The sequence below is a fragment of the Caulobacter sp. GW822-FHT07D08 genome, from assembly GCF_058798735.1.
Map to the genome: position 1 here is coordinate 1 of NZ_JBXAKU010000013.1, position 12,912 is coordinate 12,912.

At 68.3% G+C, this 12,912-nt stretch carries 11 protein-coding genes; 2 read left to right on the plus strand and 9 right to left on the minus strand.

Features of this window, described 5'->3' with window-relative positions:
* A partial coding sequence (locus AC1RJ9_RS20605) for a biotin/lipoyl-containing protein (protein WP_492839920.1) occupies window positions 1-108 on the plus strand: 108 nt, incomplete at its 5' end.
* Complete coding sequence (locus AC1RJ9_RS20610) at window positions 108-551, plus strand: MerR family transcriptional regulator (protein WP_492839918.1); 444 nt, start codon at window positions 108-110, stop codon at window positions 549-551. The genes AC1RJ9_RS20605 and AC1RJ9_RS20610, both read left to right, overlap by 1 nt.
* 72 nt (window positions 552-623) lie before the next feature.
* Here AC1RJ9_RS20610 and AC1RJ9_RS20615 read toward each other — a convergent pair whose 3' ends face one another.
* The 9 genes from AC1RJ9_RS20615 to AC1RJ9_RS20655 all read right to left on the minus strand — a co-directional run bounded on the left by AC1RJ9_RS20615 (window position 624) and on the right by AC1RJ9_RS20655 (window position 12,678).
* Window positions 624-1,388, minus strand: coding sequence for an SDR family NAD(P)-dependent oxidoreductase (locus AC1RJ9_RS20615; protein WP_492839917.1), 765 nt, complete (start codon window positions 1,386-1,388; stop codon window positions 624-626).
* 71 nt (window positions 1,389-1,459) lie between these two features.
* Window positions 1,460-2,719, minus strand: coding sequence for an acetyl-CoA C-acetyltransferase (locus tag AC1RJ9_RS20620; RefSeq protein ID WP_492839916.1), 1,260 nt, complete (start codon window positions 2,717-2,719; stop codon window positions 1,460-1,462).
* Window positions 2,720-2,769: 50 nt separating this feature from the next.
* Window positions 2,770-3,432, minus strand: coding sequence for a TetR family transcriptional regulator (locus tag AC1RJ9_RS20625; RefSeq protein WP_492839915.1), 663 nt, complete (start codon window positions 3,430-3,432; stop codon window positions 2,770-2,772).
* Between the two features lie 134 nt (window positions 3,433-3,566).
* Window positions 3,567-4,706: a glycerophosphodiester phosphodiesterase family protein gene (locus AC1RJ9_RS20630; RefSeq protein WP_492839914.1), complete on the minus strand. Its 1,140-nt coding sequence runs from the start codon at window positions 4,704-4,706 to the stop codon at window positions 3,567-3,569.
* Between the two features lie 15 nt (window positions 4,707-4,721).
* A complete protein-coding gene (locus tag AC1RJ9_RS20635; protein ID WP_492839913.1) occupies window positions 4,722-7,502 on the minus strand; it encodes a TonB-dependent receptor in 2,781 nt (926 codons plus the stop codon).
* 83 nt (window positions 7,503-7,585) lie between these two features.
* Window positions 7,586-8,521: a FecR family protein gene (locus AC1RJ9_RS20640; RefSeq protein WP_492839912.1), complete on the minus strand. Its 936-nt coding sequence runs from the start codon at window positions 8,519-8,521 to the stop codon at window positions 7,586-7,588.
* 78 nt (window positions 8,522-8,599) lie between these two features.
* Window positions 8,600-9,187 (minus strand): RNA polymerase sigma factor, encoded by a 588-nt coding sequence (locus AC1RJ9_RS20645; protein WP_492839911.1) that lies wholly within the window; start codon window positions 9,185-9,187, stop codon window positions 8,600-8,602.
* Window positions 9,188-9,295: 108 nt separating this feature from the next.
* Entirely contained in the window at window positions 9,296-10,372 is a 1,077-nt protein-coding gene (locus AC1RJ9_RS20650; protein WP_492839910.1) for a tyrosine-protein phosphatase, read from the minus strand.
* A 14-nt stretch (window positions 10,373-10,386) separates the two neighbouring features.
* The gene (locus AC1RJ9_RS20655) at window positions 10,387-12,678 is read right to left on the minus strand and encodes a TonB-dependent receptor (protein WP_492839909.1); all 2,292 of its coding nucleotides are present in this window, start codon (window positions 12,676-12,678) and stop codon (window positions 10,387-10,389) included.
* Between the last annotated feature and the right edge of the window lie 234 nt (window positions 12,679-12,912).

Consider the following 12,912-nt stretch of genomic DNA (forward strand, 5'->3'; position numbering starts at 1 on the left):
AAGATGCAGAACATCATCCGCGCCGAACGCGACGGCGTCGTCAAGGCCGTCAACGCCAAGTCCGGCGATCCCGTCGCGGCGGATGAGGTGCTGGTGGAGTTCGTCTGATGAATTACCTGGCTCGTGACCCCTACGCGCCAAAGCGCCTGATCGACATAGGCGACGCCGCTCGCGGGCTGGGCGTCACCACGCGCACGCTGCGCTACTACCAGGATCAGGGTTTGATCCGATCGCACCGCCTGGCCCGCAATGTCCGGGGCTACGACCTCGCGACCATCGAGCAGCTCAAGGCCATCGTCGCGCTTCGGGCGGTCGGGCTGCCGGTCGCCGCCATTCGCGCCATTCTGTTCTTGCGCGATCAGCCCGACGCGCAGCGTCGCGCCTTGCGTTCGGCGCTGGCCGAGGCGCTGCGCGAGCAGCAGGCCCAAATCGAGCGGTTGGCGGCCCTGGCCGATGGCGTCGCCACCGACGACGCGGGGCTGCCACCGGCCATCGCCGGGCTGCAGGCCGCCTCCGCCGCGTGGCCGACGACAAGTCCGTCGCCCGACTGAACGCCGTGATCCGGCCGCGCCGGCTTTACGGTGCGCCCTATCGCCCCGCGGAGCGATCGCCGCGCGCGGCGTTCACAGCGATTGGCCGTCGTCGATGGTGAAGTCGGCGCCGGTCACGCCCTTGCTCTCGTCGGACAGCAGATAGACCAGCATGGGGTCCAAGGCGTCCTCGTCCAGGATCCGGCGACGCGGCCATTTGCTCATCTGCTTGCGGCCGCCCTCGGTGTCGAACCAGTCGCCCGCCAGTTCGGACCGGATATAGCCGGGGCAGAGGTTGTTGACGTTGGGCCCCGTCCGCGCCCATTCGCGCGCCAGGTGGCGGCCCATGTGGCTGACGGCGGCCTTGGAGGCGCTGTAGGCGGTCACACCCGGCGTCACCATCCTGGCGGTGATCGACGAGACCAGCACGATGCGGCCGCGCTCGGCGATATCGGCCTTGCGCATTCGCCGCGCGCCTTCACGGGCGGTCAGGAACACGCCCCGGACATTGACCGCGAACACCTGGTCGAAATCCTCGACGGAGAGATCCGCGGCCAGCCCCTCGGCCGTGATCCCCGCATTGGCCACGACGCTGTCGACCGGCCCGAAGGCGGCTTCGGCTGCGTCGTAGGCGGCGATCGTCGAAGCCTCGTCCGCAACGTCCAGAGCCACGGCCAGACACCGCCCGCCCGCCGCCACGATCTCGTCGCGCAGGGCCTCCAGCCGATCGACGCGCCGCGCCCCGATCACCACCGCCGCGCCCTCGTCGGCCACGACGCGCGCGAACCGCGCACCGATGCCCGAAGACGCGCCGGTGATCAGCACCGTGCGGCCGGCCAATCGCTGGATCTTGCTCATGTCTCTCGCCTCGGGCCTCGCCCGGTCGCCGCCCGTGACGACGGCGACCAAAACATCACGGATGCTCTCTATCAGCCCTGGATGCGTTCGATGATGATGGCCGGGGCCATGCCGCCGGCGGCGCACATGGTGACCAGGCCATAGCGGCCGCCGGTGCGCTCCAGCTCGTCCAGGACCGTGCCGATCAGCATCGCGCCGGTGGCGCCGATCGGATGGCCCAGCGCGATGGCGCCGCCATTGACGTTGACCTTGGCGCGATCGAGACCCAGGTCGCGGATGAACTTCTCGGCGACGACGGCGAAGGCCTCGTTGATCTCCCAGAGATCAATGTCCTCGACCTTCAGACCGGCCTTGGCCAGAACCTTGCGAGCGGCCGGCACGGGGGCGTTGAGCATCAGGGTCGGATCGTCACCCACGTTGGCCATGGCCACCACGCGGGCCCGAGCCTTCAGGCCGTGCTTTTGCGCATAGGCCGGCGAGGCCAGCAGCACCGCCGCCGCGCCATCCACGACGCCCGACGAATTACCGGCGTGGTGCATGGCCTCGATCTTCAGATCGGGATAGCGGCGATTGATCTGCCCACGGAAGGTCGAGCCCTTCGCGTCATAGGGATAGTCGGCGATGGCGGTGAAGGCCGGCTTCAGCTGGGCCAGCCCCTCGGCGGTCGTCTCGGGGCGCGGATACTCGTCGCGGTCCAGCGCGACATCGCCGTCGGGGTTCAGCACCGGGACGATCGACTTGGCGAACCGCCCCTCGGCGATGGCGCGGGCGGCGCGCTTCTGGCTTTCCAGACCCAGGGCGTCGAGGTCCTGGCGGGTGATGCCTTCCATGCTGGCGATGGCGTCGCCGCAGACGCCCTGGTGCGACTGCGGATGCAGCATGTCCAGGTGCTCGTTGCCCGAGCCCATCAGGCCTGGCGGAAAGCCGGCCGCCTGCTCCTGGGCGGCCATGGCGGCGGTCAGGCTCATCATCTCGACGCCGCCGGCGACGACCAGATCCTCCATGCCGCTCATGATCTGGGCGGCGGCGAGGTTCACGGTGGTGATGCCGCCGCCGCAGAAGCGGTCCAGCGTCATGCCCGAGGCCTTGACGTCATAGCCGGCGTCCAGCGCCGCCATGCGACCCAGGTCCCCGCCCTGCTTGCCCTTCTGCGTCGAGGTCGACCAGATCACGTCGTCGACGTCGGCGGTGTCCAGCCCGTTGCGCTCGGCGATCGCCTTCAGGACCGTGGCGGCCAGGTGTTGGGGGTGCAGATGGGCCAGCGCGCCCTTGCCCACCTTGCCAATGCCGCGCGGCGTGCGCACGGCGTCGATGATCAAAGCCTCGGCCATGGCCGTCTCCTCCCGCGTCTTATTCGTTGTTCGAGCGATTAATTGTTCGATTAATTGTCGTCAAGCGGTTTGCGAATGGGTCGCGCCAGGACGCCATGGAAGACCAGGTCCATGACGTGCTGGACGTATTGCTGGCGAACCTGCTCGGTCAGTTCGGACAGGCCCAGCGTGGTGGGCAGCGCGAAACCGGCGTAGAAAATGTGCTCGCAGGCCCCGACGACGCTGTAATACAGCATGCCTGGATCGAGCGGCCGGAACGTCCCGTCGTCGACGCCCTGAGCGACGATCGCGCGATAGGCGGCGATCATCGGCTCGACGAAGATCTTGGCCACCCGTTCGCTGGACGCCTTGTCGCCCCGGACGATCATGTAATTGATCAGACGGTTGACGTAGGGCGATCGGTAGTAGGTGTTGATGATGCCGCCGATGTGGATGCGCAGCTTCTGTTCGGCGGAGATTTCCATGCGGACCAGGCTGGCCAGATCGGCCATCGATCGCTCGGCCACGCGCTCCAATAGCGCCAGCAGCAAGCCCTCCTTGCCGCCAAAATAGTACTTGATCAGCGCCGAGTTCAGGCCGGATCTCAGCGCGATCTCGCTGAGCGAGACCTCGATCGTGGATCGCTCCGAAAGCAGCGCCGCGGTGGCGTCAAACAGAGTGGCTCGGGAATCTCGCCGCTCAAGACCCGCATCCTTAGCTCGCGTTCGCGCCATGCTTCATCCAACCTTCGAGATTGGACTCAGCTAATCGATTGACTAGAAACGTCAATCAGATTTGGCTTCAAGTCCCGGCCGGAGAGACTTCGGCGACGGGCGCGAGCATGTTTCAGTGTCGCCTGGTCGAGAGCTCAGCCCACCTTGGCCGACGGGCACGACCGCGCAGACGCCAGGCCCGCCGCCCATGCCTTCGGCCCCTCGGACCGCACCTTGGCCAACATGTCCGGCGCGTCGCTGAACGCCCCGTCGATCCCCTGGGCGAACAGGCGCCGGGCCTCGGTCTGGACGTCGCCGGACCGGTGGTCAAAGCCGGGCTTGGTCGGATCGCCGCAGCGCAGATCGACCGGCAGGTCCAGATTCTCCGGATTGACGCTCCAGACATGGACTTTCAGCCCCGCCGCGTGGGCGTCGGCCACGAAGGCGCTGGGCGGCAGGCTGCGGCCCTCGGCGTCGCGCGGCAGGATGATCTGGGTCTCGGGCCCGACAATGTCGGCGAAGGCGGCGATCTTCTTCAGGCCGTCCGGCGACCACACATCCGACCATCTGGCGATATGGTTGGCGGCCAGGATCGAGGCCGGCGGCGGCTGACTGTTGACCAGGAACATCAGCTTGATCGGCGTCATCTGGCGCAGAGCGATCAGCGCCGACGGGAAGAACGACTGGATAATCACAGGCGCGTCGGCGGTGTTGAGGCCGTTGGCCGCCAGGACGTCGATCAGCGCCTTCTCCATCGGCAGGCCGATACGCCGGAAATAGTCCGGGTTCTTCAGTTCGACATAGAGGCCCACCGGCCGGCCGCGCGCGGCGCCGGCCTTGGCGATGTCGATGATCTCCTGCAGCGTGAACACCGACTCCCGGCCGTCGTACCGGGCGCTCCCGGGTCGCGCCTCGGGCCGGCGCTCGCGCGATCGCAGGGTCTTCAACTCGGCCAGGGTGAAATCCTCGACGAACCAGCCGGTGAAGGTCTCGCCGTCGATGGCGCGCGTGGCCTTGCGGTCGGCGAACTCGGGATGACTGGCCACGTCGGTGGTGCGGCCGATCTCGTTCTCGTGCCGCGCCACCAGGACGCCGTCCTTGGTCATGACCAGATCCGGCTCGATGAAGTCAGCCCCCATCTGGATGGCCAGCTTGTAGGACATGGCGGTGTGCTCGGGCCGGTAGGCGCTGGCGCCCCGGTGACCGATGACGATGGGCGCGGCGGCCGGCGTCTGAGCCATGGCGGGGACGGCGAAGGCCAACAAGGCCGCGGCCGATAGCAGAAGGCGTCGCATGATCTGGCCTTTTCCCTAGTGGTGGATGGTCAGGCGCAGGCCATAGACGCGCGGCTCGCCCAGCACGTTGGTCGGCAGGCCAATCGACTTGCCGGCGCTCCCCGCGCCCTTACGGTAGATCTCGTCGGTCAGGTTGCTGCCGAAGGCCTCCACTTCCCAGTCGCCCCGCTCCGGCGCGTAGCTGATCCGGGCGTTGAGCAGGCCAAAGCCGTCCTGGAACTCGTCCTGGCCGGCGTCGGGAACCAACAGGCCGGCCTGCAGCTCGGGCCGGTCGTTGTCGTCGGCGAAGAAGATCTTCGAGCGCCAGGTGTAGGTCGGCCGGAAGTCGAACTTGCCGCCCAGGCCCGTCCAGCGGACCGACGCCCCCAGCGAGACCATGTGGTCCGGCGAGCGGGCGAAGTGGTTGCCCTCGTAGGCGCCGCGCGTGAAGCGGGCGTGGTTGTAGGCATAGCCGCCGAACAGGTCGAGGTTCGGCGTCACCGCGAAGTCGGCCTGGCTTTCGAACCCGTAGGCCCGCGCCGTGCCGGCATTGGTGGTCACGAAGGTCGAGCCGCGCTGCTCGCGGGTCTGGAAGTTGTCGTAGTCGTAGTAGTAGAGCGAGCCGTCGATCCGCAGGCGGCGGTCCAAGAGGTCGGCCTTGATCCCGGTCTCGTAAGCCTGCGCCGTCTCGGCCGGCGCGATGGCGAAGATCGGCGTCCCGTCCGGCGCGCCCGGGGCCCCGGCCGACAACACCCCCGGCCGGCGGCCGCGCGAATAGCTGGCGTAGAGGTTGGCGGTCGGGCTGAGCGCATAGCGGCCGGTCAGGCGCCAGGTGACGCCGTCGTCGCTCAGGTCGCGGCTGGTGAAGTCGCCATTATGAGCCGTGGGCTGAGCCGACACCCCGAACAGCGGAACCGGACCGTCCAAGGTCGCGCCATAGAAGCTCATGCCCTGGATCAGGGCGCGGGCCGTGGCGACGCCGGCCGGCGCGCCGGTGGCGGCGACGCCGGCCGCGCCGATGGCGCCGCCCAGGATGCTGCGCCCCTGCACCGAGCTCCCCCAGATCGTGGTCTTCTCGTCGCGGCTGTAGCGCAGGCCGCCCGACAGCTCGAAGCGGTCGGTGAGGCGGAAGGTCATGTCGCCGAACAGGTCATAGGCGTCGAGGTCGGACTCGTTGCGCGAGGTCTCGACGTGGCGCGGGTCCAGCCGCGCGGCCAGGGCGGCGGCTTCGGCGCTGGTCAGCACCAGATTGCCCTTGCTGGACTGGGCGACCAGACCCTGCAGCAGCGCGCCGGTGAAGGCGGTGTTGTCGAAAAGCGCGGCCGGGGCCGGCGTGGTCTTGGGCAGGCCGGTGAACGGTCCGCCGCTCAGCATCCCCGCCGCCTGGGCCAGCAGCATCCGCTCGTCGAAGCGGACATCGACCCGGGCCTTGGAGCGCTCGCGGTAATAGTTGGCCCCGGCGAACCACGAGACGCGGCCACCCTTGTCGTAGTTCAGGCGCATCTCCTGGCTGAACTGCGTGCCGCCGACATCCTCCATGTTGGTGAACAGCGGCAGCGACGTGCCGTCGGCGTCGTAGACCTCGACCGCGTCGATGTCGCGGTAGCTGGTCGTCGCGTTCAGGGTCAGGGCGTCGGTGAGCTTGTACTTCACCAGCGCCATGACGCCGTTCTGGTACTGGTCGACGCCCAGTGGGTGGCCAAGCGCGAAGTCGGCGGGCTTGGACAGCCAGACCGGATCGTTCACCCGCGCGCCCGCCAGCACCTTGCCCGTCGCCGGGTCGGTCGGGCTGACATACATCGACTTGAAGCCCGTGCCGTTCGTCTTGTCGTCCTGGTGGTTGTAGATCAGGTCGGCGCTGAAGCGGTCATTCGGCTTGAAGCCGAGCGCGACCCGGTAGGCGTTGGTGTCGATGGCGTTCAGGTCGCCGTCGGCGTTGGGGTTGAGGTTCTTCTCATAACCGTCACGGCTCTTGCGCCGCCCCGCCACGCGCAGCGACACCGTGTCGGACAGCGGCAGGTTCAGCATGCCGTCCAACTGGTAGTAGCCCAGGTTGCCGGCCTCGCCCGCCACCGACCAGTCGAGGTCCGGACCAGCCTTGTTCTGGATCACGTTCAGCGCGCCGATCAGGGCGCCGCGCCCGAACAGCGTCGACTGCGGCCCCTTGGCCACCTCGACCCGGGCGTTGTCATAGAGTTCGATGTAGGAGCCGCGCGACTTGGAGATCGACACGCCGTCCTGGAACACCGACACGCGCGGCTCGGTGAACGAGTCCCCGCCCGACGAGGTGATGCCGCGCATCACGAAGATCGGATTGTTGGGCGACTGGTCCTCGACCATCAGGCCCGGCACGTGGGTCGACAGTTCGCGGAAGTTGGTGACGCCCAGCCGCTCCAGCGCCTTGCCGCTGTAGGCGGTCAGGGCGAACGGCACGTCGATGGTCTTCTGCTCGCGCTTCTGGGCCGTGACCAGGATCTCGTCCAGGGCCACGGCGGCGTCGCGCCGGGCGGGGCGCAGCGAGATGGTGCGGCCGTCGTCGGCGGCGATCTCCAGCTCCCCAGCGGCCAGCAGCTTCGACAGCGCGGCGCGGACCGGCATCGAGCCCTTGATAGCCGGAGCCTTGCGGCCCGCCAGCTCGGCCGAGGGGAAGAAGATCTGCACGCCGGCCTGGCGCGCGAAGGCGTTGAGCGCCGCGGTCAGGTCGCCGGCCGGGATGTCGAAGGTCGCCGCCGGAGCCTGGGCGAAGGCTGGCGCATGAACGGCGACGGCGGCCGTCGCGGCCAGCAGGGCCGCGTAGCTGATGTCCCTGTAAGTCATCGAAATTCCCCGAAAGCCTCGCGCCACGGCGCGGTCGATGGGGAGACGCTCAGGGGCGCGGCCACCGCCAAGTTCGGCGGAAATTATTTCGCGCGGGTCAGGATCACGTCCTCGCCGGCCTGGCGAGAGGTCACCCCCAGGCTAGCCGACAGAGCCTGCAGAAAGTCGGCCGGGTCCGACGAGGTGAAGCGCCCCCCGACCCGCACCGCGGCCAATTGCGGGTCGACGATCATCAGCTTGCGCGTCAGGTAGCGGTTGTATTCCTCGACCGCGGCCGCCAGCGGCTCGTCCTCGAACACCACCTCGCCGCGCCGCCAGGCTTCGATGGCCTGCAGCTCGGGCGCGGCGGTCGGCCGGGTCAGGGCGCCGCTGGCCGTCAGGGTCAGGTTGTGGGCCGGCGCCGCGGCGACGGAAGACACGGCGGCCTGACCGCTCAGCACCGTCACGTCGATGACGGGTCCCCGCATGCGGGCGTTGTAGCGGCCGCCCGGCTGAAGCCGCGCCGTCTCGGCTGCCACGCGCAACAGGAAGGGCCGGCCGGCGGCGGTCAGGCTGACCTCTCCCCGCTCCAGCCACACCTCGACGCCGTCGCGGCCCTCGCGCCAGCGCACCTCGGTATCGGTGTTCAAGGTCATCACCGCGCCGTCGGCCAGCTTGCGGTCCAGTCGCTGGCCCACGTCGGTGACGACGCGCTGGCGGGCGAAGGCGCGCGTGGCGACGCCGCCGCCCAGGATCGCGACCGCGCCGATCCCGGCCGCCTCCAGCAGTCGCCGACGCGACGGCCGGCGCGCGGGCGCGGCGACGGGCGCGGCCACGGCCCTTCCCACGCGGGCCAGGTCAGACCACAGGGCCGCGACCTTGGCGAACGCCACCGCGTGGCGCGGATCGGCGCTCCGCCACCGCTCGAACTCCACCTCGTCCGCCACGCCCGTGTCCAGTCGCGCCAGCCAAGCGGCGGCCTGGGCGGCGACGGAATCCGGAGCGTCGTCCATCGGAGGTGGTGGAAGGGAATCGGGCACAGGCAGGGTCTCGGTCGCGATTTCACCCTAGAGACGCGCGAACCGCGACGCACCTCCACTTTGACGCCTGGGTATTATTCAGTCGCCGCGAACGCGCCGTCCGAGCTTGTTCCCAGCCGCAGCCGAAGGCGGCGTCTCGGCCGCCGCCCGGACGTCCGCGTCCATGGCCTGGGACAGCAGGAACATGCCCCGCGCCAGGCGCTTTTCCACGGTCGACAGGCTCAGGCCCAGTTGCCGGGCGATCTCCTGCGGCGGCTTGTCCTCGAAGCGGCGCATGATGACGATCTGGCGGCAGCGGTCCGGCAGCCGCTCCACCGCCTTCAAGAGGCGCCGCAGCTGTTCGCGGTCGATAGTCTGGCGTTGGGCGTTGGGCGTCTCGTCGGCCAGGTCGCCGGCGTCCAGACCCGCGATCTGTCGGATGCTGACCACCCGCGCCCGCCGCAGCTTCTGAATCGCGAGGTTACGGATCATGGTCAGCGCATAGGCCTTCGGGCTGGCCAGGCCGCTCCAGTTCTCCAGCCCGAACAGCTTGGCGTAGGCGTCCTGCACCAGATCGGCCGCGTCGTCGGCATTGCCGCAAAGGCGCCGCGCGTGGGCCAGGTAGGTCCCCTCGTGCGGCAGCACCTCCTCGATGAACCATCGGTCCAGGTCGCGTAGATAAGACATGGGGAGGCGATCCTGACGACGTTCCGTCGGGACTTAAGAGGGGCCTATGTCACCTGTATGAAGGGCGATCCGCCGCGCCGAACCGAAGATCGCCCTTTGGCCGGCCGATTATCCCAGGTAGGTCGCTCGCAACGTCGCGATCTTCGCATCGGTCAGGCCGAAGCGCGCCTTCACCAGGGGGACCGGTCCGCCGAACCTGGCGTCGATCGCCGCCATGGCCCGACGCATGACCTCGGGGTCCGAGCCCATGATCACCTGCAACACCTCCGGCGGCAGCTTGGCCAACGCCTGGGCCTGCTGGGCCGAGACGCTGGTGTTGGCCGCGCCGTTTGACATCTGCTTCATGTAGTAGGACTGCGGCGTATAGACCTGGGTCAGGGCGTAGTCCTCGATCACCGTCGCGCGCGGCGCGCCCAGCACCGACAGGATCAGGGCCGAAGCCATGCCCGTCCGATCCTTGCCCGCGCTGCAGTTGAAGGCCAGCGGGCCTTCGTTGGCGACCAGGCGCGCGAACAGGTCGGTATAGTGCGGCGTCAGCATGTCGAGGAACGACACGTAGCTGTCGGCGAAGCCCTGGATGGCCTCCTCGCGCGTGGTCATTCGCGCCAAGGCGGCCATCGAGGCGCTCATGTCGTAGTCGGTGGCCACGACCTTCGGCGCGCCGGCCTTGCCCAGGAACGGGCTCGGTTCGGAGGCGCGCTCCTGCGGGCTGCGCAGATCGCAGATCGCGGTGACGCCCAGCCTCGACAGATAGGCGTAGTCGGCCAGGGTCAGACCGCTCATCACGCCCGAACGATAGATCTTGCCCCACTTGATCTGGCGGCCGTCGGCGACACGCCAGCCGCCGACGTCGCGGAAATTGCGGCCGCCTTCCAGCGGCAGCAGGCGCTCGGCGACCCGGGTCTGGCGACCGTCGGCCGCCGTCACCAGGAAATACGGGCGCGGCGAGATCGGGGCGTCCAGATCCGCCGAAGCGCCGGCGGCCGTCTTCAGCGGGCGCATGGCCGGCTTCCTGGCGTCCGGGTCGGCGGAGACCAGGACCGAAACCGCCCGAGCGCCGGTCCAGTCCAGGCGAACGGCTGTCGGCGAGGTGCGGGCGGCCTTGGCGTCGAGGATAGTGGCCGCGCGGGCGGCCGGGGCCAGCGCCAGAGCGCCGGCCGCGGTGAGAAAGAGACGACGATCCATGGTGATCCCTCCGCTTAGAACTTGACGTTCAGTTCGACGCCGTAGGTGCGCGGCTCGTTGTAGATCCCGTAGGTCCCCAGGGCGGCGTTGTAGGCCCGCATGAACAGATGGGCCTCGTTGAGCAGGTTGCGCGACCACAGCGAGAGCTGCATGGCCGGACCGTCCTCGCTGACCCGGATGTCGGTCAGGGCCAGGCGACCGTTCACGATCATCGAGTCGTCGCTGAGGGTCGGATCGGCCGTGTTGGCGTACTGGGCGTCGGCATAGGCCGCGTCCAGGTGGGCCCTTAGGGTCGCGCCGAAGGCGGGGCGCTCATAGTCGACCGCCAGGCTGGCGGCGTTCTTGGGCGTGAAGATCGGATAGATCTTCGAGCGGGCGTTGATGAACGGGTTGAAGGCGTCCGACAGGGTGGTCTTGGTGTAGGCGTAGCCGGCCGTGACCGTCAGGCCTTCCATCACCGCCAGGGTGAAGTCGGCCTCGAAACCCTTGGTCTTGCCCGTCGCGGCGTTGGTGGTTTCCAGCGTGCCGCGATTGTTGTTCAGGATCAGGACGTTGAAGTCGACCTGGGCGTCCTTGATATCGCCGCTGTAGGCCGCGACGTTCAGGCGGGCGCGGCGGTCCCAGAACTCGGTCTTGGCGCCGAGCTCGTACATCTTGACCACTTCTGGATCGAACGGGCGGTAGGTCAGCGAACGCGAGTTGGCGCCGCCGGCCTTATAGCCCGTGCTCCAGCGGCCATAGACGTGGACGCTGGGAGCGACGTCATAGGCCAGGGTGACCAGCGGGTCGAAGTGGCTCCACGATTCGTCCAGCGGAATGACGCCAACGATCGTGTTCTTGTTGGCGTCGACATAGCTGGGGATCGCGCCGTTGACGACGTCCAGCGAGCCCTTCTTGGCGTCCTTGGTCAGGCGACCGCCCAGCGTGACATGCAGGGCGTCGTCCAGCACCGGCGGCGTCCACACCGCCTGACCGAACACGCCGTAGCTGGTGGTCCGCACGTGGCTGAAACGGTCGAAGGGCACCGCGTTGAGGTTCAGCGAAAGAACGCTGTAGCCCGTGCCCGTGGCGTTCCACTGCAGGCTGTTAGGGGTCTGGGCGCTGTCGCTGACCTTCTCGCGGAAGTAGAAGGCGCCCAGGACGTAGTCGAGACGGTCGAGCTTGCCGATCGCCTGGAACTCCTGGCTGTATTGGTTCTGGTAGGTGTTGGCGATGCTGTAGCGAGCGAACGGCGCGTTGGGCGCGAACACGCCCAGGATCGCCCCGGCGTTGTCGTATTGGCCTTGTTTGAGCTTGCGGTAAGAGCTGATCGACTTCAGCTCCAGGGCGTCGTTGACCTTCCAGTCCAGGCTCAGGCGATGGCCCCAGGTGAAGCCCTCGCTGAGGCGCAGCGGCACGCCGACGGTGGCCGCCTTGGCGCGGTCGGGCTGCGGCGGCGCGATCGGGGCGGTCGGATAAAGGCCCTTCGAGATCAGCTGCACCAGGTAGGGCGTGCTGCCGTCGTAGGAATCGTCGAAGGCATAGTCGGCGCTGAAGCCGTCGACGGGCTTCCACAGGGCTTCGATCTGGAAGCCGCGCTTGTCGTAGCTGTTGAAGTCCGGCTGGCCCGAGGTGGTCGGGTTCTCCGCCGTGCCGTCGCGCTTGCTGAGCAAGGCGTCGACCTTGACGCTGACGTTATTGTACTCGGGCAGGTCGATGTGGGTCTCGGCCTTGTAGGAATTGAAGTTGCCATAACCCAGCGTCGTGCTGGCGCCGAACACGCCGGTCGGCGCCTTGGTGACGATGCTGATCGCCCCGCCTTCGGTGTTGCGGCCGAACAGCGTGCCCTGCGGTCCCTTCAGCACCTCGATGCGCTCGACGTCGTACAGCGCCGAGCCCAGGCCCTGAGCACGCCCCAGATAGACGCCGTTGATATAGACGCCGACCGCCTGGTCGCGGGCCGGCTGATTGGCGTCGCCGGACGAGCCCACGCCGCGCATGCCGATCGTCAGGGCCGATTTGCGCGAGAAGAACGGGGCCACGCGCAGGGTCGGGATCGAGCCGTCGCCCAGGTCCTCGATCGACTGGACGTGGCGGGCCTTCAGGGCCTCGCTATCCATGGCCGAGATCGCGATCGGAGTGTCCTGCAGGTTGGTCTTGCGCTTCTGGGCTGTGACCACGACCTCCTCGAGGCTCACCGTGCTGTCCGCGGCGGCGGGTGCGGCGGCGCCGAGCTCGGCCGCGTGGGCCGCGCCGCAAAGCGCCAGAGCGGCCACGCCGGCCAGCAGGCCGGCGCGCAGCGCCGACGTCTCAAATCCCCGATTCATGGTGTGTCCCCTGGATGCCCGAACGACTGTCGGCGTCGAGGCGGCATCTAGGCTTTGCGCGTGACCTTAGAACGAATGTTATGTTGCAGTTCCGTGAAGCTCGGCGTTATCCAGCGGCCAAGCTTGCGATCCTCGTCCGACCAGGGAATATGCGACATGCCCTTGCGCCCGCCCTATTCCTCCTCGGCCAGATCATCCGCCAGCGCGAACGTTCTGGAACCTCAGGACAATACA